The sequence below is a fragment of the Coleofasciculus sp. FACHB-1120 genome (assembly GCF_014698845.1).
GTDB lineage: Bacteria > Cyanobacteriota > Cyanobacteriia > Cyanobacteriales > FACHB-T130 > FACHB-T130.
The window spans coordinates 117,552-143,409 of sequence record NZ_JACJTV010000010.1 but is presented as its reverse complement, the minus strand read 5'-3'; the positions used below and the strand labels follow the sequence as shown (position 1 = coordinate 143,409).

Sequence of the window (25,858 nt, the reverse complement as noted above, 5' to 3'; positions counted from 1 at the left end):
GCAGCTATGGATTCGTCTAAGTTTATTTCCTTAAAACTACCTATATCGTCATCGGTGATAAGCAGAATGACTAGTTTATAGTAAGCTATGCAAACTGACGAGTTAACGCAACGCGATCGCATATTAACCCTAAGAATCGCTTGAGAAACGTACTCGCAACTTTCCCATAGAGTAAATCTATTCAAATAGTAGTGGGGCAGCGATTATAAATAATCGCTGCCCCACACAGAGTATTCACTATTTCTTGCGTTAATTACGCAGGAAGCAATACTGTATCAATGACGTGGATGACACCATTATCAGCAGCAACATCGGCTGTTGCAACTGTTGCATCATTCACCTTGACGCCACCATTGGAAGCATCAATTTTCACATCTGAACCCTGAACGGTAGTAGCTGACTTCAGCTTAACTACGTCAGCTGCCATCACTTTGCCGGAAACGACATGATAGGTCAGGATTTGCTTAAGCTTCGGAATATCTTGAAGCAAGGAATCTACTGTACCTGCGGGAAGTTTAGCGAAAGCTTCATCAGTAGGCGCAAACACAGTGAAGGGACCAGCGCCTTGTAGTGTATCAACCAAACCAGCAGCTTTGACGGCAGCAACTAGGGTGTTAAATGAACCAGCCTGAACGGCGGTATCTACGATATTAGCCAAGTTTTTTACCTAGTTTTTTGTCTCTTGTTAACAACTATAAAGGGTATTCTAATAATTTGTCTGTACCTTTAGGCATACACCCACTTGGTTGAGCGGAGAGCCGCAGAAATACTGGATACCCTTTATACTAATAAAGCTATAAGTTCAATTTAGGTTAAGTAGAGTTTATGTAAAAGTTATAAGATAAACTTCGATTTTATTTAAGAAAATTACTTAGCATTTTTATAACAATAAATACTGAAATAGCTAGCATTAGTGCAAATCTAGCCGAGGCAGCACTTTCTCATATTTTTAATATAAATTCATGTAGTTTTATCCTAATCTTGTAGATTAACCTGCTTAACTGAATTTGGCAAATGCGGAGCAGTGGAAACCTGAAGCAGCGATTCAGCGAAAGCAGATGTTCTGTTTTGTATTTTCTGTTCTGTAACGGTAAGTGCGATTGGGCAAACCCCAGCGCCTGTCTGAAGAGATGCCAAAAGTTGCTCAAGCGATCGCACTCTTCTCAGATGAAGCCTAGATCGTTGCTTGCACTAAAGAACTCTCAAAGATTTCCGTACCAATAGAAAAGCACCGCAAGGTAAGTTGCGGTGCTTTTTCTTCACTTAGCCTTATTTATCAGGTGCAAGCAGCTCTGATACCGTTGCGTGTGCCAACACAACGCCCGGTTCGCGTTGGAAAGCATTGTAGTATTTCCGGGCAAACCCATTGCCTACCTCTGACGGTGTCAGCAGCGTGCGGGCATTGGTAATCAGATTTTGGATATCATCCAGCGATACAGGCTCATCGCTAGAGAGCATTTCATCAATTTGCACAACCAGCTCAGAAAGGCGATGCAGCCAAGCAAATTGTTCGTGCTCAATCACGAGTTTCAGGAGTTCTGTATTTGATACCCGTCCGCGCACCTGTTCGTAAGTGATGCGTTCTGTGTCAAGCAACACCCGGTGGAGGTGCAACAATTTGTTCCGTAGATCGCGCAGATATTGATGTTGATGTATTCGTTGTAGCAGTGTATTAGAAGTCAATGGAACCCATCCTCCCGTTACGATAATCTTCAATCGCTTGAACAATTTCTGCTTGGGTATTCATCACGAATGGCCCGTAGCGGACAACTGGCTCGTTTAGCGGTACGCCAGCAATGAGCAACACGTTCAATGGCGATCGCGCATCTGATGGATTTGAAATTGCTACTTCCTCACCATCTTGTGCAAACAACACCATCTGCCCATCTCCTGCACGTTCCTTGTCTGCACCAAACAAACCTTCTCCATCTAGCAGATATGTAAAAGCATTGTATTCTTTTGGCACCGGCTGAACCACCGTTGCGCCCGGTTGGAGCGTGAAGTGCAGGTACATTATCGGAGTCTGCGTTGCGATCGCTGCTTTCGCTCCCAGCGCTTCTCCAGCGATCGCTTTTACCGTTACCAAGCCATCATCTGTCTGAGCCGTGGGAATTTGCTCCGCCGAGATTTCCTGATAACGAGGTTTCATCATCTTGTCCCGCCGAGGCAGATTTACCCAAAGTTGCAGTCCGTGAAGCCGTCCGCCAGTCCGAGCAAATTCCCGCTCTGGCATTTCTGAATGCACAACACCCGCTCCTGCTGTCATCCACTGCACATCACCGGAACCCAACTGTCCTGCATGACCCTGTGAATCTTTGTGTTCCAAGCGCCCCTCAAGGATGTAGGAAACCGTCTCAAAGCCTCTATGAGGATGATTCGGCGCTCCTTTTGCTTGACCTGGCTCAAAATCAACTGGCCCTAATTCATCAAGGAGGAGGAAGGGGTCGAAGTCTGAAAAGGTGCTTTTGGGGAATGGGCGGCGCACAAGCATCCCTTCACCCTCCAGCGTTTCGACACTGTTAATGATGCCTGCAACCGTTCGCATCGTTCGTATTTGAGTCGTCATCAACTGTCTCCTTGATGCCTTCGTTTTTAGTTTTATAACAAGCAAGGCGAAGAATATGCGGATAACCCGCTCTTGTAGAGTCTGAAAGCCTATCCACGGGTCATAAACCCCGGACAGCAAGAAGCGGGTGCCCTGTTTAACTCAAGACCTATTTGTTGGGTTCTTTGTCGGAGCTAACCATGATTAATTTCATCTTTTTTGACTAATCTTATATTTGACTAGTCCTATATTAGCATAAGATCGTAAGTAACCAATAGAGTTTCCACTACTTCATTCTTCGGAAAACCGTCTATGTCTCTAGCACACGCAATTCTGGGTTTACTTCAGCAAGAAGAGAGGACGGGTTACGACCTGAAAACCAGCTGCTTCGATCGATGTATTGCTCACTTGTGGCCCGCAGACCAAGCCCAAATCTACCGAACCCTTGATAAACTGGTTGGGCAAGGGTGGATTACCTGTACTGTAGAGATTCAGAGCGATCGCCCAAATCGCAAAGTTTACAGCGTGACGGAGGCAGGACAAGCCGAATTAATCCGATGGCTGCAATGTCCTCAGCCCTTGCCAACCGTGCGAGATCCCTTGCTCGTGCAGTTGCATTTTGCCGCCCAGTTACCGGATGAAGCCATCCTTCAACTGTTAGAGGAGCAACTAGCCGCACGCCGCCAAAAGCTCGCTGAGTGTGAAAGTATTGACTTGCCAACCCTTAGCGATCGCTCTGCGAGCCGCGAGCAGATTCTGCAACGGCTCGGACTAGAATTAGCGATCCGCAGAGAACAAACTTACATTGATTGGCTCAAGACTGCTATAGAAGCGATCGGAAACGCATAATGAATCAACTAGAGGTAAAAACCAACGCTTCTATCTCGTCTTCCACTTCGCTAATCAGATCCTGCAATTGCCACCAATCATAAGATTCCCTCGGTATCTGCTTTTGTTGTTCCAAAAGCTCGGAAAGCTGTGCATTTAACCGCTTGAATTCAGCAGCTATCCATTGAATTTTCATTTGACGGGCATCGGTCATAACTCTGAGTTCCCTTTACTGTGATTCTTCTTACAGGTTTGAATCAGTTAAACGGGAAAAATTACTCTAGCAACTACACTATCCAAACAAGTCCACCCAAAATTGCTAATTTTCTTTATTAAAGGCATCTAATCCTTTTCGGATAAGGTACGAACTTGCATAAACTCCCTTGAAAAAGGGAGAACATATCCTTGTTTTTAAAAAGGGTGGTGAGAATCCTGATTTCTCTCCGATACTCCTTGCAAAAAGAAAAAATAGCTTCTTTTTTCTAGCGATCGCCTAACGGCGCGGATGCACTCAGTCATCCATGTGGGATGCGCTCGCGCCCTTTGCAGGTTTTGGGGGTATCTGATGTGTAGCATCACCAAAGTGGAAGGGGATTCGTTAAAAAACAGCCAATATCGGTTTCCATTTTCCGAACTAAAACCCTTGGTCTATATGGATTTTAGAACTTATGGGAAAGCATAGACTTTCTAGCGCTTCGGGAAACAGAGTAATTTGAAGTGAAGATACCTGTTACTTACCTATTCCTGACCCAAAAGCGTAGTTATCAAGAATGCACTCACTCAATTTTGGAAAAAACTCAAACATGAAAAAGTTGACAAAGACGATTGCATTCACTATTTGCTCCGTCTGGCTTGTGAGTTGTGGTAACTCGGTTCCGAATGCTTCTCAGGAAAATCAACCAAATAACGCCCCGGAAACGAAGGCGGATTCTTCTAATAAAGTTCAAACAGATACCGAGGTTAAAGCTAATTCTTCTAATAAACCTCAAGCAAATACAGAAGCTAGCACTAATAAATCTAAAACAAATACCGAAATTAGCGATAATTCTTCTAACAAAGTTCAAACGAATACGGAAGTTAAAGGTGGCAGAAATAAGCAAGTTCCAGCTAAGCAGCCAACCATTGGTACCGTCACAAGCATGGTACAAGGCGACCTCAAATGCTACGTCACCCTACTAGATGAAAACAGAATTGAGAGAAATGTGGGCGCATCATTTGAAGTCTGCGAACAAGAAAAAACATTTCTAAATAAGAAAGTTCGTAACTCTTATGAAATACTCTCTGTTAACGATTGCGAAAGCATCGAACCTTGCGGCAAAAGCAAAAAAGAATCCCTCATCACTAAAATGGAGATTATCGAGGATGGAAACTCTCAAGCTCCAACTGACTCACAAACTCTCAGTAATGGTGAGTGGACAATAACGGTTGGTAATGCAAAATCTTGGTCAGGGGTCAATGGAACGGGAAATCTTAGCTACCGTGGTTGTGATGCTAATGGGAAATGCATCAATTTAACTGGAGGTAAAACGACTTGTCGGAATGGAAGTTGCACCACAGGCTGGGCGAATGGGGATTATTTTTACATTCTTGAGACACCAATCAGCAATCCCGACCAGCCTGAAGGATCTGACTCTTCAACAACTTTAACAGTGAAGAAAGGAGCTGAGGTAATCCTAACAGCTAAAGGATTGAAAGCCGTATCTCCCTAAGAATTCTCCCAACACCAATTTGAGTTATAAACTGTTATTTCCAGCTTGAGTTTTAGGGGAAAGAACGCAAGGGAAAAGCGCTAGTATGCCAAAGATTTACCAAAGGACGTTGGCATACCAGCACTCCTTGTAGAAGGAAAGGATTGGGGGAGCGATTATTGAATAATCGAGCTGATGATGAGCGCTACTGCAAGTGCGTAACAAAAAATAGCTGTAGCGCGATCGCCAATTCTACGTCTAATGAGGAGTGTCTTTCGGGTTTGCCAAAACCAGTCAGGTTTTTTGTAGGTGACAAAGACGAGAAAAATGGCTGTAACTAAGTAAATTGGGTTCATCTCAAGCCACACTCCGTTAGTCGTGACATACAGACGCGATCGCTCTTTTAAAAAAAACCATTTCAAAGACTTCAACCGTAAAATCCCAAATTCCGGGGTTCTTGTGCAATCGCTCAGAAACCGCGTCCAGCCTTCAATAGCGTGTAGTCGCAATCCTAGCATTTGAATGATGAGCTAACCTTTCAGATACCCGACTCCGTAAGAGTTTTCGGGTATTTCGCCTTGAGGAATTCATTGAGGATCGCTAGAGTACAAATAAATTGTTGTCAGTGGCTACTGTCAAAGACACGAACTGACTCTTTCAGCGCGAGGCTAACGCCTCGCTTCGCTATTTTCATGCCCAAAGGGCTGTACGCGATCGCTGCCAGTCTTCCACCATCCAAAATTTGAAATCTGAAATCTAAAATGGTATAAGCAGACTTAGTTTTAACAAAAATGTAGTTTATTGTGACAACAATTTGCTACACTCCAACTTCTGAAGTTCAAATAAACATAGATTGAGCGAATGCGGAAGGGGGTCGTGAAGTGGCTGATGATGAACGCACACTAAACGAAGAACAGATTCATCTGAGGGACTTTTCCTGGTCTTTCTGGTTCACTTTGCCTCTCTATCCTTTTGGCAGTCGGCGGACAATCCGCAAAGAAGTCGTTCAAGATACAGTTTGGACTTTTGACCAGCTTCAGGGCATCTTCTACGTTGTCGTGCCGATTCGCATGACGGTCGTTAAGCTAGATGAAGGGGGTTTGCTCGTCTATGCGCCGGTTGCGCCGACTCCTGAGTGTATCCGGCTTGTCAAAGAATTGGTAGCAGAACACGGAGATGTCAAGTACATCATCCTACCCACGATTTCTGGACTAGAACACAAAGTCTTCGTGGGTCCCTTTGCTAGATGTTTTCCGCTTGCACAGGTTTTTGTGGCTCCTTCTCAGTGGAGTTTTCCCCTCAATCTCCCCCTCAGTTGGCTGGGTTTGCCTTCCAAACGAACTCAGGTACTTCCACAAGACAGCCGCACTACTCCCTTTGCCAACCAGTTTGACTACGCGATACTGGGTCCTATCTACCTGGGACCGGGTAAGTTTGCAGAAGTTGCATTTTTTCACAAGCGATCGCGCTCGCTACTTGTAACCGACTCGGTAATTTCCATACCAGAAGATCCGCCGGCAATTGTCCAATTAGACCCCTATCCTTTGCTGTTCCATGCCAAGGAGCAAGCGTCTGATATCGTTGCCAACACTCAGGCAAATCGTCAGAAGGGATGGCAGCGCATCTCCCTATTTACTTTGTACTTCCAACCAGGCGTACTGGAAGTCCCCAAATGGGGTGAGGTGTTTCGCAATGCACTCAAAGCACCGGAACGTTCCAAAAAAGCTTATTTCGGTTTGTTTCCCTTCAGATGGAAGCCAGATTGGAAGCGGTCGTTCGATGCGCTGCGAGGAGATGGTCGTCTGTTTGTAGCACCAATTCTACAGACTTTAATTCTCAACCGCGCACCCAAAGAAACCATCGAATGGGCAGATAAGGTGGCGAGTTGGGACTTTCAGCGAATTATTCCCTGCCATTTTGACTCGCCAATTCAAGCAGAACCGCATCAGTTTCGACAAGCATTCTCCTTCCTAGAAAAGCAGCCTTCTCAAGGTGCAGGATTGTTCAGCAGTAGCACTTATCCCTTGCCAGAGCAAGATTTTCAACTACTAAAGGTACTGGATAAAGGTTTAAACAAGCTTGGCATCGTGCCGCCAGCAAAGGAAAAGGTGTAGGACAAAATGAACCTATCTTTATCTCCGGGACGCTAAGCGATCGCGCTGAGAACATTACGAATAAGTGTAATAGACTCCTGCGGATAATCAATAGTTATAATGCCTTAAGGCTATTTATCAAATTGGTGCCATGCGGAAAGTTATACTGTTCATTGCATCCAGCCTAGACGGTTATATTGCGCGGCAGTCTGGCGACATTGACTGGTTATTCACAGACCAAGATTATGGCTACTCAGAATTCTTTGCTAGTGTTGATACTCTTCTAATGGGTAGGAAAACTTACGAGCAAGTTCTTACTTTCGGCGAGTATCCCTACAAAGGTGTAAAAAGCTATGTCTTTACAAGAAATCCTCTATTTTTAGCAGATAGCAATGCTGAAGTGATAACAGAAGATATCAAGAAATTTGTAGAGCAACTGCGTCAGGTAGAGGGAAAGAATATTTGGTTGGTTGGCGGATCTCAACTGACGCATGAGTTGATGAGCAACAATCTAGTAGATGAACTGATACTTTCCATACACCCGATTGTCTTGGGTGAAGGAATTCCATTATTTGAACATGGAACAAACCCTCAATCTTTAAATTTTACTAAATGTCAAACTTATAGTTCTGGTCTTGTGCAACTGTCTTATGATGTCGTGCATTGAAGCGAATAAATAGTAATAGCGATCGATGCGCTGTTTCAATTCTTGCTGAAATGCAACTCGGCACAGGCTTTCTTAACGCTTGATTCCTTTAAATCGTTCTTGCGCTGTTTTAAACGCTTCTTGCATCACAGATTGAATTTTCTGCGGATCGGGTTTTTTCCCTCCCATTAAGTCACCAAAATAGACGCAGGCACCTTCGCCCAATGACCAGGTGTAGGCAGCTGCCCAGGAAGCAGCGATCGCGCTCCCAAAACCAGGCAAGAATTTAATTAACTCCCGTCCGACTGCTCGTGCTAAAAAGCCACTAGCGATCGCACTAACGACACCCCCCGCTTGCGATGGACTCAGGGTTTGCCCGTACAATTTTCCTAACAGGCCGACCATTGAGACTTGCAAGGCAGTTAGGACAGGCATGGTGGCAAATGGCAACGGTACCGCCTCGATCGCAGCTGCCATGATGGAAAATGCCAACATATAACGGCGTCCAACATCCCGGTAGAGGTTGCCAATTTGTTCGCTAGCGCCCTTATCCAATAACTGATAAATCGCCCGCGCTTCCGCCTCTGGTAGAAGGTCTGCCAAGGTATCTCGCAGCGCCTCTAAGCCATAAAATACCGGAGTGTAACCATCTTCTTCCAAGGTGAAGTCAATCATAACGGAGCGATCGCATACTCCGGCAAACGCCTGTTGAATTGCACTGAAGGCTCGATTAACCTCCTCATAGTCGGGTGGATAGGCGGGATGATCGGCAGTACCGGGAGGATAAACCTCATGCAAGCAGGTGACAGCCAGCAGACAGGGAATATCTGGATACTTCTGACGCAGCTGAGCCGCAATCTGTCGCAGTGTGTCGGTTGCAAAATCATTAATTTTGACCGTCAGAATCAGAATTCTGGCGGAACGACTCTCCTGTTGCAAATCGCCAACCAACTCCTGAACGATCGCCTGAGTGTCCTGATTTACATCTCCCAGCCCGACCGTATCTGTAAAAATGAGTAACGGCACGTCGCTAGAAGGATAAGCATACCGTTCCGTGTGTTGCGTGTGAGGGCGAAATCCCTGACCGACAATCTCAGCAGAAACGCCCGTCAACCCCCGCACAATTGAACTTTTTCCAGCTTGCGGTTTCCCAATCAACAAAGCTTCCGTAGTTGGGAGTTCGGCTCGAACCGTCTCCAAAATCTCTGCAACCCGGTCTTCGCTGACACTAAACCACCCAACAGCCTTTTGTGCCACTTGTTCTACAGGTAGCAGTTGCCTCAAGCGTGCTGTTGCGTTGTCCCAAACACCCACAATGTGGTTTTTCCGAGAATCATTGACCGACTCAGTCGTTATAGCATCCGTTGGTTCGCTAGGTTGCTGAGAATCCCTTGACGACGAATCAGCATCACGTTGCTCAGTCATAGACATTAAAACGGCAGATAGATTCAGATTACATCCTGTCTATCTTCTAGACTACAAGCAAGCTACTCATCGCTCTCGCCCATCGCCTTTCTTATATAAATCGATAGAAGGCTTCTAGGGGGCGCAGGCAGGTACAATCAGCATGCAGTGGGACGCGCAACGAGGGCACAGAGAAATCTGGGAGTAAAGCAGCTATGCAATTTGTATCCGATCCACCGATCTCGGTCAAAATCCGTAAGATGAACGAACGAGTGCGATGGCTTGCACCGAGTCTTGTGGAACGAGGAATCGATCAAACCCGGATGGTTTTAGACGATGGCGCTTCTGACACTCCGGAGTTCTCATTTTTAGTCGTGGGGGATAGTGGCTCCGGCTCCTATCGAGGATACAACCCTCAACGACAAATCGCAGAACTCATGCTTGCCCACCGCGAACAGAGCCGTTTCGTGTTGCACACCGGCGACGTGATCTATCTGGTTGGCTCTAGCGAATACTATCTAAAAAACTTTATTTCTCCCTACCGAGAGTTTTTGGTAGGAGGCGATCGCCCGGAACGCATTGCCTACGATCAAATGGTCTTCAATATGCCGTTCTTGCCCGTGCCTGGGAACCACGATTACTATGACCTACCCTTTATCTATGGTTTAATCGCCCAGGCTTCGCTGCCCCTACGCCGCCTGCTGCGCTCCCAGTTAGATTTGGACATTGGCTGGCACGGTTCGGGTCAAGGAAATGCCTATGCACGAGCGTTTCTTGACTACCTCAAAGCGTTCAATAGCGAGAGCGAACTGGCTCGTCATCTAGATCGTCATTACACTGCCAAAACGGATACAGGTCGCTGCCTTTCTTATCAACCGGGACGCTTCACCCGCTTACCCAACCGCTATTACACGTTTCGCAGCGGTGGAATTGATTTCTTTGCACTCGATTCAAATACTTTCAATGCGCCCATACCCCTGCCAACCACCAAAGAGGGGGACGACTACCGTAGCGAATTGGAAAATCGTCGGTCTGACCTGGAACGGCAGAAACTTCAAATCATGGAAGCCTCAACTCTACTGAGTTCGGGGCGACCCGAAGAAGCTGAACAGCTGGATGACAATCAAGCCAAGCTAGAGCAAATCGATGAACTGTTGATTGACATCAACAAGCAACTGGCAGCCGACGAAACGACAGTCACTGACGTTGAGCAACTGGACTGGCTGCGGCAAAGGCTGATCGAATCTTGGAATACCGCCGAGGTGCGCGGACGGGTCATTTATTTCCACCATCCCCCCTATGTCACGGAGGCGACGAAGTGGCACCAGGCGCAAACTTTAGCGGTTCGCCACCGTCTCCGCCGGGTGTTAGATGCGGTGAAGCAAGCAGTCGGAAACCAGGCGGAGGGGCGTCCGCTGGTCGATCTGATTCTGAACGGTCACGCCCACTGCCTGGAATATCTCCAAACTGGCGATACCGGATACGGTGACTCCAATATCAATTGGATTGTTTGTGGTGGCAGCGGTCACAGTCTCCGCCGTCAGCGGTCTGAGGGAGCGGAATTGACGGAGAATTTTGGGGGTATCAAGGGCGATGATACTCGGTTGGTGGCAAAATCGCTGCTTTTTGTCGGTCGTCACGGTCAGGGGTTGCAGAAGCGACGACCTTACTCATTTTTGCGAATTGATGTCTTTGACGGTTGCCCCCCAAAGTTCAAAGTCCGACCGTTTATCGCTGAGCGATCGCGGCGAGAGTGGAGTAATAGCGAGATTGAAGCATTTTCGATCTAAGTTTTTGTGGGATAAGCGATCGCTCTAGGGTCAGTGACCCTCGGTTTTGTCTTGCGTCAGTGCCATCCGCCAGGGAACCATCCGCCAGGGGATGAGCGATCGCACATCCCATACTACAACCTGCAATTCCTTATATATATAGATGACTTGGCAAAATGTCAGGCATAAAACTCAAGCTCAGCCAGGAGTTTGGGTTGATTTCCTGCATCTTTGCAAAATTCTCAAAATATTTTTTTCCAACCCCTTGACACCTTATGTAGTGTTTATGTAGTATAAATATATTGAAAGAGGGAAAGAGACAAAAACCTCTAACCCAAAAAAAGTCATAATGTTACTTTACATCCAACGAATCAATAAAGGCTGGCATCCGCCAGAAACCTTTGAGGTGCAGCATTGGTCTACTTCCCAAAAACCTGAAGTAGAGCCTGAACAACTAGATAATACACACCTCATTCAAACAAAAAATGCTGAATCTAGGCGTAATACCCAACAGGTTTATCACCTAGAAAGACGATTGTTTCTGTAAATATTCTCAGTCTTTTTCTGAACCTTGAAAACTGAATAAGAAATCACCTATTTAACGATTTATTCTGTGCATTATTGATTAAGCACAGACATCTCAAGTGGGGGGATAGCCTAGAAAGCAATGCTCCCCACATCCCAGAGATGTAACACGTTTGTAGCAAGATGGCTGAATTGATGAGGCTGTAACTCAGTTGCGTAGAGTGCTTGTCTGTCGAACAAGATGTCGCGGGTTCAAGTCCCGTCAGCCTCGTTCAGCAATCTAGAGATGAAAATCTGAATCTCATCTCGCTACAAGGTCCCATCGTCTAAGCGGCTAGGACACAGTGCTTTCAATACTGGAATACGGGTTCAAACCCCGTTGGGACTATGGGGCGATTTAGTATCTGTTTCTTCTTGCAGATTATAAATTGCCCAAATCGCCGAGGTCGAGTAGCCAAGAGGCTTAAGGCGTCTCTCTGCAAAAGAGAAATTCGTGGGTTCAAATCCCACCTCGACCTTTCAAAGGGAGTATAGCTCAATTGGCAGAGCAGGCGGCTCTTAACCGTATGGTTGCAGGTTCGAGTCCTGCTACTCCCACTGCCCTCAAGACTGCGATCGAGGGAGTATAGCTCAGGTGGTAGAGCAGCCTTCTCATAAGGGGCTAGTCGTAGGTTCAAGTCCTACTACTCCTACTCAAGCTCAAAGCCTCATCGTCTAGCGGTTTAGGACATCGCCCCCTCAAGGCGAGTACAAGGGTACCCTTCGAGAAGGCTTCGCCTACAAATCCCTTTGGGGCTATCTGGAGAGGTGGCTGAATGGTAAAAGCGCTTTTCTGCTAAAGAAGTTTGGGGCAACCCATTGCAGGTTCGAGTCCTGTCCTCTCCGCCTTTTTCATTTGGGTCGGCTCGCCTATTAGCGTGGGCAGTGGTCTGTAAAACCGCCGCTTTTATGCATTGCAGGTGCAAATCCTGCCCGACTCATTGGACTTTGGATTTTTAATTTTAGATTCAAAGTTCAAATCGTATGTGGGGATGGTGTAATTGGCAACATCTCGGTCTCCAAAACCGATGATCTGAGTTCAAATCTCAGTCCCCTCGCCTTTCATAGTGCTGTAGGCAAATGGCTTAAGCCACTTGAATTTCAATCAAGCGAATTGCGGGTTCAAATCTCGTCAGCACTACTTAATGAGAGCGTAGTTTAACTGGATAAAACCTCGGTCTACGAAACCGATGACGTGGGGGTTCGATTCCCTCCGCTCTCGTCAACTGGGAGAGGTGGTCGAGTGGCTTAAGGCGCAGACTTGGAAAGTCTGATTAGGTTTTACCTAACGCAGGTTCAAATCCTGTCCTCTCCGTTGAAACTTCCCCCGGTAGCTCAGTTGGTAGTTAGCGCCTGTTTGAAGCACAGGAGGCCGTCAGTTCGATTCTGACCTGGGGGGCTGTCATTGCCTCATAGCTCAATGGTAGAGCCACGCGCTGTTAACGCGGGGGTTGTAGGTTCGAGTCCTACTGGGGCAGCCATTCATTGCTGAGTGGACGAATAGCAAGTCGCATAACTCTGAATTATGAAGTTGTAGGTGCGAATCCTACCTCGGCATTCATTGGGGAGTCGCCTAATGGCATGGCACCGCTCTTTGAAAGCGGAAAAATGCAGGTTCAAGCCCTGCCTCCCCAGTTCTGCTGCTGAGAGGGCAGCTTTCATCACGCTCCTGTAGCCCAATTGGAAGTAGGCGGCTGTCTCAAAAACAGTCTATGTGTGAGTTCGAGTCTCACCGGGAGCATCAAAACTCGCTCCTGTAGCCCAATTGGAAGTAGGCGGCTGTCTTAAAAACAGTCTATGTGTGGGTTCAAATCCCACCAGGAGCATTAACGGGGTGTGGCGCAGCTTGGCTAGCGCGGCAGCTTTGGGAGCTGAAGGTCGCAGGTTCAAATCCTGTCACCCCGATTTTACCCCTGTGATGCAACAGGTAGACATACTTTGTTGAGTGCAAAGTTTATGCAGGTTCAAACCCTGCCAGGGGTACTGGGCATTCAAGCCTGAACACGAACAGACCAATCATTTTTGCCCCTGTAGCCCAATCGGAAGAGGTGCCTCGCTTAGAACGAGGAGGTTACTGGTTCAAGTCCAGTCAGGGGTATTGGTACGATGCGGGTGAAGTAGCCACGGTAGGCTTGGAGGTCTCATAAGCCTCTTATCAGCAGGTTCAACTCCTGCCCCCGCCACCAAATTGCAGGCGTGGTGCAATGGCTAGCATAGGAGTTTCGTAATCTTCTGATGCGAGTTCGACTCTCGCCGCCTGCTTCCATGCAGATGTGGTGTAAGTGGCAACACAAGGGCATGGTAAGTCCTCGATGTGGGTTCGACCCCCGCCGTCTGCTTTTTGATTAGGCAGGTGTGATGTAACTGGCAACATGAGGCTCTTGTAAAGCCTTTTTGCGAGTTCAAATCTCGCCACCTGCTTGTGGCTAGGCTAGAGGTCTTTTTTTGTAGTGGAGAGGAGGGAAATATGACAACGATGACGGTTACGGATGCTCTAGCAGAGTTGACACTGTTGGAAAAGCGTATTAATTCAGCAAGAGTAGCTTTGGACAATAACACCTTGATTGCTGTTGTTGAAGTCGGCAAAGTGCCAACAGGCTTCAAGTCTAGAGACGATCATGCAGCGCAAGCGAGAGCATCTCTGCAAAGGGTGGATGCTCTGATCGATCGCAGACGAGTCATCAAAAGAGCGATCGTTCTTTCTAACGCTTCGACGATGGTTTCTGTTGCAGGGCAAGAGATGACAATCGCAGAAGCCATTGAAATGAAAAGCTTCATCTCCTACTACAAAGAAGTGCTTGCCACGATTACCTTAGCTTACTCTCGCACCTGCCAGGAGTACAAAGTTGCCCAAGCACGGGTGAAGGAACGACTAGATAAACTGGCGATAGAAGTGTTGGGTAAGAATGCTTCTTCAGAGAAGTACCAGTCATTAGCAGATAGTTTCTTAGCACGCGAGGGTGTTGAACTACTCGATCCAACCACTTTGGCAGAAGAAATTGCAAGACGAGTGACGTTCGTCGAACAGTTCGAGTCAACTTGCGATCGCGTTCTCTCTATTAGCAATGCCAGGACAATGATTGAAATTCCCGACTAAAATGGGCTTGCTGGTCACTCGAAAATCTCTAAATTTATGGTTTTGATGGATAGCTCAATGGGTAGAGCGCATGATTTCCAGTCATGAAGTTGTTGGTTCGAGTCCAACTCCATCAGCCATGAATGTTAAAGCTTAAAGCTCAACGCTTAACGCTCAAAGTTCAATCGTTAAAGATTAGACAGTCAACATTCAAACCATAAAGGTTAAAGCTCGATAAAATCCAGGGGTTCTGGTTGTAGGTTCCATAAAACCTTGAGGTTTCCACCTGGCTGAGTGGTCAGCATCCCACTTCTTTTAATCAAGCGGATATGGTGCAATGGCTAGCACATTAGCCTTCCAAGCTTATGATACGGGTTCGAGTCCCGTTATCCGCTCTTTCAAATATGCGGGTGTGATGTAGCGGCTAGCATCTGAGTGCGCCACACTCAGCGCGAGGGTTCGAGTCCCTCCACTCGCTTTCGTAGTCCTGTAGCTCAGTCGGGAGAGTGCCTCTCTTACAAAGAGGATGTCACAGGTTCAAGCCCTGTCAGGACTACCAATATAAGCCCCCATAGCTCAGTGAATAGAGCAGCATCCTTCTAAGATGAAAGCCCCAGGTTTGAATCCTGGTGGGGGCGCTTAATACAGTTTAAAAAGGAGGTTGCCGTCTTCTGAAATTAATTTGGACGAGATGGAGCGATCGCATCTTGCGTGACCCAATCATTAGAGCCTACATACTTTAGTACGAGAGGAAAAGTGACGCTGTTCTAACACAGTGGGCGTTTGAGAACGAGGAGTGCAAAGAACCCGGCAGGTTGGCTTCAAGGTAGCCATCCTTTAAAGAGTGTGTAATAACTCATCGGCGGAGTCCCTCTAGTAACTGAGAAAACGCAAAATGCTCTGATAACTTGCACGCGAGAATGCGATCGCATTCAAAAACACAAAATACGGGTCTGTAGCTCAATTAGTAGAGCGTCTACCTTGCAAGTAGAAAAGATGTCAGTTCAAATCTGACCAGTATCCACTCAATATGGGTCTGTAGTTCCAATGGGAGAACGCTTCTCTTGCAAAGAAGAGGTTGTGGGTTCGACCCCCACCAGATCCACTGTGTCTGAAGCCAAAGTGGTCGCGGCGCTGATTTGTGGCATCAGTATTAGGGGATTCGAGTTTCCCCAGACACCTTTAAAGTAATAATGGAGGTTATGATTTTAAGATATTTCTGAGAGGTAGATTTCTTGAATTTTTCTTGTTGAGAAGAGTTGATAAAGGCTAATTCAATTCCCTTTTCTAAACAGGCTTGAAACTTACGGGTATCATTATTTTGAATAGCCGCTAGTTTTTCTGCCCCGTAAATTGGCTCGTAATGGAAAATACCATTTAACTCAAAAGCTAAATTTAGAGATGGAATGTATATATCCAGCTCTGCGTTTATGGCATCTTTACCATTGAAATGAATTTCCAAGTCTGGATAAAGCTTTAAAAGCTGCTCCTCAAGCCAATCTTCAAGCTTAGAGCGTCTAGTTCCATAGTTTTTATGGCAATTTGTGTAAGTTGCTGAACACGAATGTGAGCAAAAATCTGGGTTGCCCTCTTGTAATCGGTGTCTTTGTTTATAAAAAACCTTACCACAGGTACAACAAACTACTTCCTTCGCTAGGATTGGTTTGACAAATAACGGTAAGCCTGCTGCTTTCAAAGCATTATTCCAACTTCCAAATTTCCTGACAACTGTATTGTGGGTTACTGGGCAAGGAATACTTTTATCTCTAACTTTATTTAATGCAGGAACTTCACCGTGAGACTGATAGTATTCTTGGAACCATTTTATTAGTTGGTCTTGAGTGATTCGCATGACAAGCTTTTAAAGGTCTTGCCATCTTACTATTAAATAGGGTGTATATCAATAATAAAGTCTTTTTAATAATCGCCATACACCCAAAATTTTGGAAGCTGCTGCCGAGAGGACGGCAACCTGTCTCGAACACAGGAGTGCAGTTAGCTACTGTAGGGGTTCGACTCCTCCAGCTTCCGTTATTCAACTTGGAAGATGCCGCCGAATGGACGGCAAGCGGCCTTGAAAACCGTGGTACGGCAGAGATGTCGTAGAGGTTCGATTCCTCCATCTTCCTTCGTCCACTGGAGGCTGAAAAGCGAAGCACCGTGCTGATAACGCGGCTATAGAAGGGGCAGTACCTTCCCAGTGGATTTCCCTCTGCCAACGGAATAGGATCTGGTGCTACGAACGCCGGACTTGATGGTTCGACTCCATCCAGAGGGGTTTCCCTTGCCTGCGGGATGCAGACCTAGCCCTCCGAAGGCTGGCGACCAAGTTCGACTCTTGGGCGAGGGGTTATTCCGGGATAGCGCAAGCGGTAGAGTTTGTAGCTGTTAACTACGGCGTTGTAGGTACTCTCCCTTGTAGGCTGCGCCTACAAGTCCTACTCCCGGAGCCAATTTTTACCCGTGTCCTAACAGATAAAGCATACACACTCGGCTGTTAACCGACAAAACCAAATGCTTTTTCGACTTGCACGGGGTAACTTTTCCCTTACCTGCGGGATGCAGACCTATTCCTCCTAAGAATGGTAGCCAAGTTCGACTCTTGGGTAAGGGGTTAATGCCAGATAGCTCAATGGCGGAGCAAGCGGCTGTTAACCGCAAGGTTGTGAGTTCGACCCCCACTCTGGCAGTTTCGTTTGTGCGGGTGGTTGGCATAGCGGCTTGTGCAGCTGGCTTTTAACCAGCACCAGATAGGTTCGACTCCTATACCACCCATTATTTCCACTGGAGACCGAAAAGCGAGGTGCAATGCTTACAACATTGCTGTAGGAGGGGCAGTACCTCCCCGGTGGACTAACTGATATAGATTTTGATGTTGAGTTTTAGGTTCAAGATGGCTGATACAAATTTCTCAGGGCTGCCGGTTATCTAGCACTCAATCAGATGTGAGGTATACGTCAGAGTCATAGCTGCCTGTAGGCCGTAGCTTGGTTATCAACTATCTGAGCAAGAAAGCATTGTTATTTCAAGTAGCTATCCCGCAGTTTTACGAGATATCTTTACAGAAAGCGTCTCAGACTATTAAGTACGGTTGAATAAAATGAAACATCTAGCCGTCCAAAAAGGGAATCTTCCCCAAAAGGGAAATCCTTACCAGCTAGTGGTAAAGCAACATATTTTCCCAAAACGTAGCATAGAAAGGTATTGCGGTAAATCTGGCGGGGTTGACATTTTGATGTTGCGTAACCAGAAACGACTGCCAGCTAGACCGGAAAATAATGTATTTTGTGTTCAGCGTCTTTGGGATGAAAGGGCGGAGAAAGGATATGGCAAAAAAATTGAAGACGAATTTCAAGCAGTTGTAGAACGAGTTTTACAAGGCGATCACCCTGACTCTGTTTCTGATGCTCAAATATTGACTAATTTTTATTGTCTTTGGAACATTCGGCATTATTGGTCAAAAATTCAAATAGACGATAAAAATTTAGGAGGTAAGCCAGAGCTACAACTTACACCTGATGACCAAGAAAGCCTAGAAAAGGCACACATTGTATGTCCAACGAGCAGCGGGGATATCCCAAGTAGAATACTACGTAGATCACGTATGCAATTAAATAAAGATGCTGCCGTAAAAGAAATGTCAGGTATTGAATGGGGAGTATTCTCCACTTCAGAAGGAGAATTCTTGGTGCCTGATAATTTCTCCGAGGCACGCATCATATCAGTAAATCCAGAGGTCTGCTTTGCTGCGGGATACAAGTCGCAGCAGATAGGGATGCTTAGTGTCAGTCACATTAATTCGCTGGCACTTGCCAGTGCTGAAAAGTATGTGTTTGCAAGAGATATTGCCAAGTGTCCTCTTCTAACTAAAAACTGACTGAATCAAGTGATTGGTTAAAGCAACGCTTCCAATCAGTTTAAGTGCGCTCGCTCATCGCCATAGCTTGAGTTAATGCAAGGAAACCCAACATATACTTCTGCTTTGCATATAGGTCAAGATGAGTTTTGCTGATAGCGTTCTAAGGAGGCGATCGCTGTATATTGCTATGATGCCTCGTAGAGGATTACTTACGTTTTGGAACCATGAGTGAATTACTTCAGCGCGTCATCGCAGAGCTTGAGAAACTGCCAGAGGACGAGCAAGATGCGATCGCTACTCGTCTTTTAGCTGAATTAGAAGATGAACGGGCATGGAAAGTCCGTTTTGAATCCACTACAAACGAGCAATGGGATCGTTTAGCCCAAATGGTACGTCAGGAAATCGTTGCTGGCGATACTACTCCACTCGATGAAGTTTTTCCCCCTAAGCAATGAAATCGAGTGTAACAAAAGCATTTCGCAAGCAACTCAATCAACTACCAGAATCGGTTCAGGAACAGGCTACCAAAGCATACGCCATCTGGCACTCAGACCCCTATCACAACAGTCTTCAGTTCAAACGGGTTAGTCAGCGTCAACCAATCTACTCGGCTCGCGTTGGACTGAACTACCGAGTTCTCGGTTTGCTGGAGGTGCTGGAGGAAGATCATATTTACTGGTTTTGGATTGGGACTCATGCAGAGTATGATGAGTTGCTTGGGCGGTTGTAGTGCGATCGCTCATTGCCATAAATTAGACTTGTTACAAAAGTTGCTCAGGAAGATTTAATTTTCGGGAGATAAAACCTCGTAATTGTAGAGAGTAGCAATGTTATAGGAGGGGCAGTAGCTCCCCGGTGGCTTGCTTATAATTAGAGATTGCCTCCTAGCATTTAAAGACTGTGTAACTGATGCCAACTCTGATTTTGACTCCTCGCTACACTGACGATTCTCAGTCTTTATGGCGTGCAGCGAATCATCTGGGTTGGCGAGTCGAGCGATTAATTAACTGGCGGCTACCTGATGAATTAAAACTTGTACCCGAACCAGTTTTGTATGTGGAAGCGTTGATGACAGAGATGATAGCGGAGCAACTTGGACTTCGCTTACTTGACGCACCAGATGATTGGCTACCCAACTTACCTGAAGAATATCGGAAGCGTTGGGTTTATCTCAGTACGCTGGGTGAAGCACGGAGCATAGGAAAAGCAGCTTTTATCAAACCGCCAAACGACAAAAGTTTCCCTGCTCGTGTTTATCAAGGTGAAGAATTAGCAAGCGATTATCCTGATGAGATGCCAGTGCTAATTGCGGAAATTGTGCAGTGGGAAAAGGAGTTTCGTTGCTTTATTTTGAATCGCTCCCTGAAAACATTCTCAGTTTATCTCCGCGATGGAGAGTTACAGCGAGAAAATGATTTTGTACATACTGAAGAGGAAGAGTGTGAGGTTCGGGAGTTCATCGAAACTCTACTATCCGATGAAAGGGTAGAGATTCTTCAGGCAACAGTAATTGATGTGGGTGTGATTCGAGGAAGAGGATGGGCAGTTGTTGAGCAAAATGCAGCCTGGGGAGCAGGTTTGTACGGTTGCGACCCCATTGAGGTTTTAGAAGTGCTACGGTATGCTGTTGTTGCCGCATAACATATAGTCAGGCTGCAAGTATCACGGTATTTGTACGATGAGCATTCAGGAAATCAACTAATAAGTTAGGTAGCGGAGCGAAGGAAAGTTCACTTGGAAAACCGAATACTCTGAAGACGTTCATCGGTTCTGGTTTCCCAGCCGATCAAGCATCGATTGAACGGCGATGGTTGGTCATAGCGGCTTTGCAGCTGGCTTTTAACCAGCACCAGAGAGGTTCGACTCCTCCACCGCCCACTTAATGTATAAAGAATATCAGGCGATTCTGTGGACAGAAATAAAAAATCAGGTAGTTTTAAACAGAATTACTAACCATACTTTGAGGAAAAACTTTATGCATGATGAACTACCAGACCCAGAGCATATTGAATTAGCTATTAGCCACTATAGTAAAATCCTTCAATCTGAACCCAACAAGCCCGAAGCTTGGCATATTCTAGGATACCTGTTTTGCCAGTTGGGACGTTATGAAGAAGCGATCGCTAGTTATGACAAGGCGATTGAAATCAAAACCGACGATTACGACTCGTGGTATGAACGGGGTTTGGCGTTAGCTAATTTGGATCGCTATGAAGAGGCGATCGCTAGCTACAATAAAGCCCTTGAATTTAAACCAGACCATGCCGCAGTTTGGTATGCTCGCGGACTTGGATTCTCTGCTGTAAGAGAGCTTGAGGCAGCACTTCTCAGCTACGATAAAGCGATCGACTTCAATCCAAGCGGTTACGAAGCCTGGTTAGAACGAGGACTCACTCTGTATAACTTAGAGCGTAATGAAGAGGCACTTTTTAGTTTCAATCAAGCAATAAAGTACCAACCTAATTCAGTAATGGCTTGGTATTCCCACGGTGCTGTAATTGAAAATATGGGAGATTACGATAAGGCTCTTGTCAGTCTTAACAAAGCCTTGGAATTAGCAGCAGATTCTCCTTCCATCCTGACCGATCGAGGTAGAGTGCTGAGGAAGCTGGGTCAGTACGAGGCAGCTCTAGCCAGCTATGATAAGGCTTTGGAGATTCAACCTGACCTTGGCGCAGCTTTGCTTTGTCGTGGTGCTTTGTTGTGTGACTACCTCTATTGCTACGAAGAAGCACTCGACAACTTTAATGAAGCGCTGGAAATCGACTCAAACGATCCCCTTGCTTGGTATAACAGAGGGAATACACTAAGAAGCCTGAAGCGTTATGAAGAGGCAATTATCAGTTATGACAGAGCGCTAGAACTTCAACCCGATTATTGCCATGCTCAGCAGGAAAGAGACTGGGTATTTTGCCTGTTAGAACACCGAGATCGGGCAACAATTAGCGATGATTTTGCGCTCAAGTTGGTAAACAAAGCTATCCAAATTTTCTTTTATTCGTATAGTTCTTATGAAGATGAACTTGTCAAGATTATCCAAAAATCGGGTGTGTGTCGAGCCGATGCTTTTGAGCTAGTGGTCTTCATACCCTTAGCCTTCGGTCGCGTTCTTCTAGAGAGCAAAGGTGCTGTGCTACAACCTAATTTTGTATGGGTTGACCCAGTTACTGAACAGGAGAATCGAGTATCTTTGTGCAATCAGCCTATTTTCCAAGCAGCTTACAACATAGCCGAGGCGTGGAGAAAGGATAAAGGTGATAGTGATGCATTCTTGGCTATTGCTGAATGGAGTGCAGAAGTAAATGCCTTTAATAAAGCGCTGAATGATGGTTCTCAGTTAGAAAATTGTGAATTCTCTGAACCAGTTTGTTATGACTATCGTCAGCTAGCGCATGACTCTTGAGTGAAGATATTGCACGTTACATTGACAGGTTTAAGCAATCATTGCAGCGAATAGGCAAAAGCTTCTGGTGCTGTCTAGGTAATATTAGGTTTTCTTCGTTACCTACTGGTTACAACACTTATGGACTATTGCAGTGCGATCGCGCCTACCTTCTATCTCACGCAAGGTTATCTGTTGCCGAAGAGGTTAGCTGTTATGGTTCCAAGGATGCGATCGCGCTACTTCAAGGGTGTAGCTGTTAGGTATTGGAGGAGAGATCGCTATGCTTGAAAAGGTGAGATGAAGATTTATACTCACCACAAAGAGCTTTGTTAGTAGCTAGCTACAAGTGCTACACTTTGTTGGCTCCTAAAGAGGATTAGCTCACAATAAATAAATCTGTTATCCAACATCAACCGACCGCGCAAATGTCACAATCCGCTTGCCTTCCGCCTCCTATGTATCCGGGACTGAAATTAACGGCGCTTGCTCCCATGCAAGATGTGACGGATCTGCTGTTCATGAGCGCGATCGCTAACTATGGCAGTCCTGATTATTTCTTTACTGAGTATTTTCGCGTCCATACGAGTTCGGGTTTAGATAAAAATATCCTCAGATCAATTACAGAGAACTCCACCGGACGTCCCATCTTTGCTCAGCTCATTGGTGAGAGCGTTTCCGATCTGGTACGCATTGCGAAAGAACTCAGCCGCTATCCAGTCGCGGGTATCGACCTGAATATGGGATGTCCTGCACCAAGAATTTATCGCAAAAACGTGGGTGGAGGATTGTTACGCGATCCCGAAAAGATTAGCCAAATCCTTGGCGAGTTGAGGGGGGCTGTCGATGGGCTTTTGACGGTCAAAATGCGAATTGGCTTTGAAGATACCGCTAATTTCGATCGTATCCTCGACTTGATTAATTTGCACAAAATTGATTTGCTGAGCTTGCACGGTCGTACTGTTAAGGAGATGTATTATGGCAACGTGCATTACGATCTGATTGCCCATGCCGTACAACGGGTTAATTGCCCAGTTTTAGCCAACGGGAACGTGACATCTGCGGTAACAGCAGCAGCGGTTCTGGAGACGACAGGAGCCGCCGGGGTGATGGTTGGTCGTGCTGCGATCCGAAATCCTTGGATTTTTAAGCAAATTCGCCAATACCTGAGCGGTCAACCTGTTTCTATCGTAACGCTGGGTGAAGTTCGCGGTTACATTGAGCTACTGCGTCGAACGATGACAGCATGGACAGTACCGGAGAAAGCGCGGGTTAGCTATATGAAGATGTATCTAAATTATATCGGTCAGAGTGTGGATGCCGCCGGATCTTTTTTAAAAGATATGCGTTTATCCCAGACTGAAGCGGAACTATTTGGAGTGTGCGATCGCTATTTATTAAGCAACCCCGACCAAGAATTTGCTTCGGAGCCGTATCCTAGACTTCTGGCTCGTCCTAGCTGCGAGAGTGCCCGCGAATTGATCGCAAACTGAAAATAGAGAATCCAGTGCGATCGCAATCCTCAATGATTCGTGAAGGCGAGATACCCGACAACTCTTACGAAGTCGGGTATGTGAAGGGTTGGCTCACAACTAAAATCGGATTGCTATTGTTGTGGCGTGTTTATTTTGCAGGCACAGCAGCAGTGCAACCAGTAAGGAGTGAAGCAGGAACGGGTACATTAGAATTCGCCAAACCTTGTAATTGCTGTCGATAGGCTACCAACTGACTTTGAGTGCTTGGATTGCGGACAACTTTTCTCATTCGATCAATTACTTTAATCGCTTGCGTCCAGTTTTGAGCGCAGACTGCCTTTTGTAACGAGGCGTTGAGGTTTTCCTTGGGGACGTTTCGCGATGCCGATGGATTTTTAGTAACCTTGAAAGAAGTCAAAAAACCATTAATACTTTGAACTAAGTCTTGTTCTTTATCGGTAACGACAAAAACTTGATAAAATCGTCTCCGATCTACCAAATAAAATCTACTTTTAACGATTACTCCTTGAGAGAGTTGTACTTTAAATTCTCTTCCGGGGTAATTTCCTAAATTAATATTTCGTTGGCTTAAAAGCTTTCCTTTGGAACTATTGGTAAATCCAGTAATTGCCCCAGCAAAGAAACTGTTAACATCACTAGGAGTCTTGATCGCATTAGCCGGAAGATCGGAATAACCAACGACATAACCGGCTTGATTCGGTCGGAAAGTCTGGAAGAGCTGCACTTTAATTGGCCCAGCTTTCGTCTGAATCGTTTCCTGACTTTGGTTCGGTGTACCGGGCATCAACACGGTGAAGCCTCCTGCGCTTGAAGAGAAGGGCTTCCATACCGACTGAGCGAGTAGAATCGGTTGCTCAGCTTGCACAGGATCAATTGGCAGAGAGCCACCCACCAGGAAGGTGGTTAGGAAAAGAGAGCAAAGAAGTTGATTTTTCATTTCAGGTAGAGTGCAATCAAGCGATCGCAATGAGATATCGCGCGAAAATGGATCTGTAGCTTCTTCTAATCTAGCCTTGAGCCATCCTCAATTATCCCAAACGAATGCAACTGCTGGGGATCGCACATCCTCTGCACGCACCAATCTGCAAGAAACTCACTTCAATCGCGCTCGTGCCAGTTTGCGGCAAGCGCTGTCTTGGTATTCCCACTCTCGCAGCCAACGGCACCCTTCAAAATTAGAAGCAACCGCAGCGCTGCAAACTGAACTGGATTTTTTGAAGTCTACCCTTGATAAGTTAGACCAGGGTGTGATTCGGATAGCTGCTTTTGGTTTGGTTAGTCGCGGCAAATCAGCGGTGTTGAATGCCTTAGTAGGGCAAAAAATCCTGCAAACGGGGCCGCTGAATGGGGTGACGCAGTGGCCCCGTTCCGTGCGCTGGACGCCTAACGCGGCGGGTAAGGTGCAGGTGGAATTGATTGATACGCCTGGATTGGATGAAATTCAGGGGCAAGCGCGAGCAGAAATGGCGCGGGAAGTAGCGCGTCAATCTGACCTGATTTTGTTTGTAGTGGCGGGTGATATCACGCGAACGGAATATCAAGCGCTGTGCGAATTGCGACTGAGCCAGAAGCCTTTAATTTTAGTATTTAACAAGATTGACCTATATCCGGAGCAAGACCGACAAGCGATTTATCAACAGTTGCAAATTTTGGGTGCTGGCAGTCGGGAGACGCGATCGCTCACCGCTTTACAAGAGGATGAAATTGTGATGGTGGCGGCGGAACCTGCACCCCTAGAGGTGCGTGTGGAGTGGCCCGATGGTCGCGTCACTCAGGAATGGGAGACGCCGCCGCCGCAGGTGGATGAGTTGAAGCAGAAGATTTTGGGGATTCTGAATCGAGAAGGGCGATCGCTTTTAGCGCTTAATGCCTTAGTTCAGGCAAGAGAAGCTGAAGCAAGTATTGCTCAGAAAGTAGTGGCGGCTCGTGAAACTGAAGCGGAGCAGCTAATTTGGAGCTATGTGAGATACAAAGCGATCGCAGTTGCGCTCAATCCGATTGCTGTTTTGGATGTTTTGGCAGGAACGGTGGCGGATTTGGCGCTGATTCGCTCCTTGTCGCGGCTGTATGGGTTGCCGATGACGGGTTATGAAGTTGGAAAGCTTTGGAAAACTATTGTGTTTAGTTCGGGCGGCTTGCTGCTGGGTGAATTCGGCAGTAGTTTAGTTTTCGGGTTGGGCAAGAGTGCGGCGGCAATTGGAGCTGGGGAGAATCCAGCGAATATTACGGCTTATGGCGGTGCAGCGATCGCCCAAGCTGGTATCGCCGGATACGGGGCTTATGCAGTCGGTCGGGCGGCGCAGGTGTATCTAGAACAAGGCTGCACCTGGGGGCAGTTGGGAGCCAATACGGTGATTCAAGAGATTCTCAACCAGGTAGAACCGAATACAATTCTTTATCGTTTGCGGCAGGAATTGTTGCAATTCGGCGGGACATCTCAAAGCAAATAAATGAACGTAAAATCTAACCCTCAACCCCTTCCCTGCCAGGGAAGGGACGCAGGAGAAG

22 protein-coding genes and 33 tRNA genes are annotated in these 25,858 nt (G+C 46.4%); 47 read left to right on the top strand and 8 right to left on the bottom strand.

Going from position 1 to position 25,858, the window contains the following annotated elements; genetic code table 11:
* Positions 1 to 253: 253 nt before the first annotated feature.
* The 3 genes from H6H02_RS12320 to H6H02_RS12310 form a co-directional block, all read right to left on the bottom strand.
* Positions 254 to 658 carry a fasciclin domain-containing protein gene (locus H6H02_RS12320; RefSeq protein ID WP_190444781.1) on the bottom strand — a complete coding sequence of 135 codons (405 nt, stop codon included), beginning with the start codon at positions 656 to 658 and terminating at the stop codon, positions 254 to 256.
* Positions 659 to 1,269: 611 nt separating this feature from the next.
* Positions 1,270 to 1,599 carry a hypothetical protein gene (locus H6H02_RS12315; protein WP_190818059.1) on the bottom strand — a complete coding sequence of 110 codons (330 nt, stop codon included), beginning with the start codon at positions 1,597 to 1,599 and terminating at the stop codon, positions 1,270 to 1,272.
* A 73-nt stretch (positions 1,600 to 1,672) separates the two neighbouring features.
* A complete protein-coding gene (locus tag H6H02_RS12310) occupies positions 1,673 to 2,566 on the bottom strand; it encodes a pirin family protein (RefSeq protein WP_190817962.1) in 894 nt (297 codons plus the stop codon).
* A gap of 291 nt (positions 2,567 to 2,857) precedes the next feature.
* Here H6H02_RS12310 and H6H02_RS12305 point away from each other — a divergent pair, with 291 nt between their 5' ends.
* Positions 2,858 to 3,394: a PadR family transcriptional regulator gene (locus H6H02_RS12305; RefSeq protein ID WP_190817961.1), complete on the top strand. Its 537-nt coding sequence runs from the start codon at positions 2,858 to 2,860 to the stop codon at positions 3,392 to 3,394.
* Between the two features lie 4 nt (positions 3,395 to 3,398).
* Here the strand turns inward: H6H02_RS12305 and H6H02_RS12300 are convergent, their stop codons facing one another.
* Entirely contained in the window at positions 3,399 to 3,587 is a 189-nt protein-coding gene (locus H6H02_RS12300) for a hypothetical protein (protein WP_190688105.1), read from the bottom strand.
* 589 nt (positions 3,588 to 4,176) lie between these two features.
* On the opposite strand from H6H02_RS12300, the gene H6H02_RS12295 reads away from it, so the two are divergent.
* Positions 4,177 to 5,082 carry a hypothetical protein gene (locus H6H02_RS12295; RefSeq protein ID WP_190817959.1) on the top strand — a complete coding sequence of 302 codons (906 nt, stop codon included), beginning with the start codon at positions 4,177 to 4,179 and terminating at the stop codon, positions 5,080 to 5,082.
* 155 nt (positions 5,083 to 5,237) lie between these two features.
* On the opposite strand, the gene H6H02_RS12290 is transcribed toward H6H02_RS12295, so the two are convergent.
* Positions 5,238 to 5,483 carry a hypothetical protein gene (locus H6H02_RS12290; RefSeq protein ID WP_190817957.1) on the bottom strand — a complete coding sequence of 82 codons (246 nt, stop codon included), beginning with the start codon at positions 5,481 to 5,483 and terminating at the stop codon, positions 5,238 to 5,240.
* A 459-nt stretch (positions 5,484 to 5,942) separates the two neighbouring features.
* Here H6H02_RS12290 and H6H02_RS12285 point away from each other — a divergent pair, with 459 nt between their 5' ends.
* Complete coding sequence (locus tag H6H02_RS12285) at positions 5,943 to 7,175, top strand: DUF4336 domain-containing protein (RefSeq protein ID WP_190817955.1); 1,233 nt, start codon at positions 5,943 to 5,945, stop codon at positions 7,173 to 7,175.
* A 130-nt stretch (positions 7,176 to 7,305) separates the two neighbouring features.
* Positions 7,306 to 7,821 (top strand): dihydrofolate reductase family protein, encoded by a 516-nt coding sequence (locus H6H02_RS12280; protein WP_190817953.1) that lies wholly within the window; start codon positions 7,306 to 7,308, stop codon positions 7,819 to 7,821.
* Between the two features lie 72 nt (positions 7,822 to 7,893).
* Here H6H02_RS12280 and H6H02_RS12275 read toward each other — a convergent pair whose 3' ends face one another.
* The gene (locus H6H02_RS12275; RefSeq protein ID WP_190817951.1) at positions 7,894 to 9,225 is read right to left on the bottom strand and encodes a GTPase; all 1,332 of its coding nucleotides are present in this window, start codon (positions 9,223 to 9,225) and stop codon (positions 7,894 to 7,896) included.
* Positions 9,226 to 9,419: 194 nt separating this feature from the next.
* Between H6H02_RS12275 and H6H02_RS12270 the strand changes: the two genes are divergently transcribed.
* From H6H02_RS12270 to H6H02_RS12115, 32 genes are all read left to right on the top strand, one after another.
* Positions 9,420 to 10,994, top strand: coding sequence for a metallophosphoesterase (locus H6H02_RS12270; protein WP_190817944.1), 1,575 nt, complete (start codon positions 9,420 to 9,422; stop codon positions 10,992 to 10,994).
* A 328-nt stretch (positions 10,995 to 11,322) separates the two neighbouring features.
* On the top strand, positions 11,323 to 11,520 hold the full coding sequence (locus H6H02_RS12265) for a hypothetical protein (protein ID WP_190817938.1): 198 nt from the start codon (positions 11,323 to 11,325) through the stop codon (positions 11,518 to 11,520).
* 175 nt (positions 11,521 to 11,695) lie between these two features.
* Positions 11,696 to 11,769 (top strand) — tRNA-Asp (locus H6H02_RS12260).
* Between the two features lie 44 nt (positions 11,770 to 11,813).
* Positions 11,814 to 11,886 (top strand) — tRNA-Glu (locus H6H02_RS12255).
* 56 nt (positions 11,887 to 11,942) lie between these two features.
* Positions 11,943 to 12,016, top strand: a tRNA-Cys gene (locus H6H02_RS12250).
* A gap of 6 nt (positions 12,017 to 12,022) precedes the next feature.
* A tRNA-Lys gene (locus H6H02_RS12245) sits at positions 12,023 to 12,095 on the top strand.
* A gap of 22 nt (positions 12,096 to 12,117) precedes the next feature.
* Positions 12,118 to 12,190, top strand: a tRNA-Met gene (locus tag H6H02_RS12240).
* Between the two features lie 109 nt (positions 12,191 to 12,299).
* A tRNA-Ser gene (locus H6H02_RS12235) sits at positions 12,300 to 12,383 on the top strand.
* A 12-nt stretch (positions 12,384 to 12,395) separates the two neighbouring features.
* Positions 12,396 to 12,478 (top strand) — tRNA-Tyr (locus H6H02_RS12230).
* 45 nt (positions 12,479 to 12,523) lie between these two features.
* Positions 12,524 to 12,595, top strand: a tRNA-Trp gene (locus H6H02_RS12225).
* An 8-nt stretch (positions 12,596 to 12,603) separates the two neighbouring features.
* Positions 12,604 to 12,678, top strand: a tRNA-Glu gene (locus tag H6H02_RS12220).
* Between the two features lie 6 nt (positions 12,679 to 12,684).
* Positions 12,685 to 12,759, top strand: a tRNA-Arg gene (locus H6H02_RS12215).
* A 7-nt stretch (positions 12,760 to 12,766) separates the two neighbouring features.
* Positions 12,767 to 12,852: transfer RNA gene (locus H6H02_RS12210), tRNA-Ser, on the top strand.
* 9 nt (positions 12,853 to 12,861) lie between these two features.
* Positions 12,862 to 12,936 (top strand) — tRNA-Phe (locus tag H6H02_RS12205).
* Between the two features lie 7 nt (positions 12,937 to 12,943).
* Positions 12,944 to 13,018: transfer RNA gene (locus tag H6H02_RS12200), tRNA-Asn, on the top strand.
* A 5-nt stretch (positions 13,019 to 13,023) separates the two neighbouring features.
* Positions 13,024 to 13,095 (top strand) — tRNA-Gln (locus H6H02_RS12195).
* A gap of 4 nt (positions 13,096 to 13,099) precedes the next feature.
* Positions 13,100 to 13,172 (top strand) — tRNA-Gln (locus H6H02_RS12190).
* Positions 13,173 to 13,202: 30 nt separating this feature from the next.
* Positions 13,203 to 13,278: transfer RNA gene (locus H6H02_RS12185), tRNA-Leu, on the top strand.
* A gap of 9 nt (positions 13,279 to 13,287) precedes the next feature.
* Positions 13,288 to 13,363 (top strand) — tRNA-Leu (locus tag H6H02_RS12180).
* 4 nt (positions 13,364 to 13,367) lie between these two features.
* A tRNA-Pro gene (locus tag H6H02_RS12175) sits at positions 13,368 to 13,442 on the top strand.
* Positions 13,443 to 13,561: 119 nt separating this feature from the next.
* A tRNA-Leu gene (locus H6H02_RS12170) sits at positions 13,562 to 13,635 on the top strand.
* Between the two features lie 92 nt (positions 13,636 to 13,727).
* Positions 13,728 to 13,799 (top strand) — tRNA-Thr (locus tag H6H02_RS12165).
* Positions 13,800 to 13,804: 5 nt separating this feature from the next.
* Positions 13,805 to 13,876, top strand: a tRNA-Thr gene (locus tag H6H02_RS12160).
* Between the two features lie 10 nt (positions 13,877 to 13,886).
* Positions 13,887 to 13,958, top strand: a tRNA-Thr gene (locus H6H02_RS12155).
* Between the two features lie 46 nt (positions 13,959 to 14,004).
* Positions 14,005 to 14,634, top strand: a complete 630-nt coding sequence (locus tag H6H02_RS12150) for a hypothetical protein (RefSeq protein WP_190817936.1) — start codon at positions 14,005 to 14,007, stop codon at positions 14,632 to 14,634.
* A 43-nt stretch (positions 14,635 to 14,677) separates the two neighbouring features.
* Positions 14,678 to 14,753, top strand: a tRNA-Gly gene (locus tag H6H02_RS12145).
* A gap of 183 nt (positions 14,754 to 14,936) precedes the next feature.
* Positions 14,937 to 15,008, top strand: a tRNA-Gly gene (locus H6H02_RS12140).
* A gap of 11 nt (positions 15,009 to 15,019) precedes the next feature.
* A tRNA-Gly gene (locus H6H02_RS12135) sits at positions 15,020 to 15,091 on the top strand.
* Positions 15,092 to 15,096: 5 nt separating this feature from the next.
* A tRNA-Val gene (locus H6H02_RS12130) sits at positions 15,097 to 15,172 on the top strand.
* 6 nt (positions 15,173 to 15,178) lie between these two features.
* Positions 15,179 to 15,251, top strand: a tRNA-Arg gene (locus tag H6H02_RS12125).
* Between the two features lie 311 nt (positions 15,252 to 15,562).
* A tRNA-Ala gene (locus tag H6H02_RS12120) sits at positions 15,563 to 15,637 on the top strand.
* An 8-nt stretch (positions 15,638 to 15,645) separates the two neighbouring features.
* Positions 15,646 to 15,718 (top strand) — tRNA-Ala (locus H6H02_RS12115).
* Positions 15,719 to 15,766: 48 nt separating this feature from the next.
* Here H6H02_RS12115 and H6H02_RS12110 read toward each other — a convergent pair.
* On the bottom strand, positions 15,767 to 16,465 hold the full coding sequence (locus tag H6H02_RS12110; protein WP_190817933.1) for a hypothetical protein: 699 nt from the start codon (positions 16,463 to 16,465) through the stop codon (positions 15,767 to 15,769).
* A gap of 93 nt (positions 16,466 to 16,558) precedes the next feature.
* Between H6H02_RS12110 and H6H02_RS12105 the strand changes: the two genes are divergently transcribed.
* The 10 genes from H6H02_RS12105 to H6H02_RS12060 all read left to right on the top strand — a co-directional run bounded on the left by H6H02_RS12105 (position 16,559) and on the right by H6H02_RS12060 (position 23,347).
* Positions 16,559 to 16,644, top strand: a tRNA-Ser gene (locus H6H02_RS12105).
* 323 nt (positions 16,645 to 16,967) lie between these two features.
* Positions 16,968 to 17,066 (top strand) — tRNA-Asn (locus H6H02_RS12100).
* Between the two features lie 165 nt (positions 17,067 to 17,231).
* Positions 17,232 to 17,303: transfer RNA gene (locus H6H02_RS12095), tRNA-Asn, on the top strand.
* Between the two features lie 12 nt (positions 17,304 to 17,315).
* Positions 17,316 to 17,388 (top strand) — tRNA-Lys (locus H6H02_RS12090).
* 325 nt (positions 17,389 to 17,713) lie between these two features.
* On the top strand, positions 17,714 to 18,490 hold the full coding sequence (locus H6H02_RS12085) for a hypothetical protein (protein ID WP_190817931.1): 777 nt from the start codon (positions 17,714 to 17,716) through the stop codon (positions 18,488 to 18,490).
* 206 nt (positions 18,491 to 18,696) lie between these two features.
* The gene (locus H6H02_RS12080; protein WP_190817930.1) at positions 18,697 to 18,927 is read left to right on the top strand and encodes a hypothetical protein; all 231 of its coding nucleotides are present in this window, start codon (positions 18,697 to 18,699) and stop codon (positions 18,925 to 18,927) included.
* Complete coding sequence (locus H6H02_RS12075) at positions 18,924 to 19,202, top strand: hypothetical protein (RefSeq protein WP_190817928.1); 279 nt, start codon at positions 18,924 to 18,926, stop codon at positions 19,200 to 19,202. The genes H6H02_RS12080 and H6H02_RS12075 overlap by 4 nt, the downstream gene beginning before the upstream one ends.
* A gap of 179 nt (positions 19,203 to 19,381) precedes the next feature.
* The gene (locus H6H02_RS12070) at positions 19,382 to 20,113 is read left to right on the top strand and encodes an ATP-grasp domain-containing protein (protein ID WP_190817926.1); all 732 of its coding nucleotides are present in this window, start codon (positions 19,382 to 19,384) and stop codon (positions 20,111 to 20,113) included.
* A gap of 334 nt (positions 20,114 to 20,447) precedes the next feature.
* Complete coding sequence (locus H6H02_RS12065; protein WP_190817924.1) at positions 20,448 to 21,875, top strand: tetratricopeptide repeat protein; 1,428 nt, start codon at positions 20,448 to 20,450, stop codon at positions 21,873 to 21,875.
* A 407-nt stretch (positions 21,876 to 22,282) separates the two neighbouring features.
* Positions 22,283 to 23,347 carry a tRNA-dihydrouridine synthase family protein gene (locus H6H02_RS12060; protein ID WP_190817922.1) on the top strand — a complete coding sequence of 355 codons (1,065 nt, stop codon included), beginning with the start codon at positions 22,283 to 22,285 and terminating at the stop codon, positions 23,345 to 23,347.
* Between the two features lie 130 nt (positions 23,348 to 23,477).
* Here the strand turns inward: H6H02_RS12060 and H6H02_RS12055 are convergent, their stop codons facing one another.
* Positions 23,478 to 24,287 (bottom strand): hypothetical protein, encoded by an 810-nt coding sequence (locus H6H02_RS12055; protein ID WP_190817920.1) that lies wholly within the window; start codon positions 24,285 to 24,287, stop codon positions 23,478 to 23,480.
* 145 nt (positions 24,288 to 24,432) lie between these two features.
* Here H6H02_RS12055 and H6H02_RS12050 point away from each other — a divergent pair, with 145 nt between their 5' ends.
* The gene (locus tag H6H02_RS12050) at positions 24,433 to 25,800 is read left to right on the top strand and encodes a GTP-binding protein (protein ID WP_347342607.1); all 1,368 of its coding nucleotides are present in this window, start codon (positions 24,433 to 24,435) and stop codon (positions 25,798 to 25,800) included.
* Positions 25,801 to 25,858: the final 58 nt, after the last annotated feature.

Coding starts and splice junctions, on each gene's coding strand:
- H6H02_RS12310 (WP_190817962.1), bottom strand. CDS start 2,566: ATGACGACTCAAATACGAACGATGCGAACGGTTGCAGGCATCATTAAC.
- H6H02_RS12305 (WP_190817961.1), top strand. CDS start 2,858: ATGTCTCTAGCACACGCAATTCTGGGTTTACTTCAGCAAGAAGAGAGG.
- H6H02_RS12300 (WP_190688105.1), bottom strand. CDS start 3,587: ATGACCGATGCCCGTCAAATGAAAATTCAATGGATAGCTGCTGAATTC.
- H6H02_RS12295 (WP_190817959.1), top strand. CDS start 4,177: ATGAAAAAGTTGACAAAGACGATTGCATTCACTATTTGCTCCGTCTGG.
- H6H02_RS12280 (WP_190817953.1), top strand. CDS start 7,306: ATGCGGAAAGTTATACTGTTCATTGCATCCAGCCTAGACGGTTATATT.
- H6H02_RS12275 (WP_190817951.1), bottom strand. CDS start 9,225: ATGACTGAGCAACGTGATGCTGATTCGTCGTCAAGGGATTCTCAGCAA.
- H6H02_RS12270 (WP_190817944.1), top strand. CDS start 9,420: ATGCAATTTGTATCCGATCCACCGATCTCGGTCAAAATCCGTAAGATG.
- H6H02_RS12265 (WP_190817938.1), top strand. CDS start 11,323: ATGTTACTTTACATCCAACGAATCAATAAAGGCTGGCATCCGCCAGAA.
- H6H02_RS12150 (WP_190817936.1), top strand. CDS start 14,005: ATGACAACGATGACGGTTACGGATGCTCTAGCAGAGTTGACACTGTTG.
- H6H02_RS12110 (WP_190817933.1), bottom strand. CDS start 16,465: ATGCGAATCACTCAAGACCAACTAATAAAATGGTTCCAAGAATACTAT.
- H6H02_RS12085 (WP_190817931.1), top strand. CDS start 17,714: ATGAAACATCTAGCCGTCCAAAAAGGGAATCTTCCCCAAAAGGGAAAT.
- H6H02_RS12080 (WP_190817930.1), top strand. CDS start 18,697: ATGAGTGAATTACTTCAGCGCGTCATCGCAGAGCTTGAGAAACTGCCA.
- H6H02_RS12075 (WP_190817928.1), top strand. CDS start 18,924: ATGAAATCGAGTGTAACAAAAGCATTTCGCAAGCAACTCAATCAACTA.
- H6H02_RS12070 (WP_190817926.1), top strand. CDS start 19,382: ATGCCAACTCTGATTTTGACTCCTCGCTACACTGACGATTCTCAGTCT.
- H6H02_RS12065 (WP_190817924.1), top strand. CDS start 20,448: ATGCATGATGAACTACCAGACCCAGAGCATATTGAATTAGCTATTAGC.
- H6H02_RS12060 (WP_190817922.1), top strand. CDS start 22,283: ATGTCACAATCCGCTTGCCTTCCGCCTCCTATGTATCCGGGACTGAAA.
- H6H02_RS12055 (WP_190817920.1), bottom strand. CDS start 24,287: ATGAAAAATCAACTTCTTTGCTCTCTTTTCCTAACCACCTTCCTGGTG.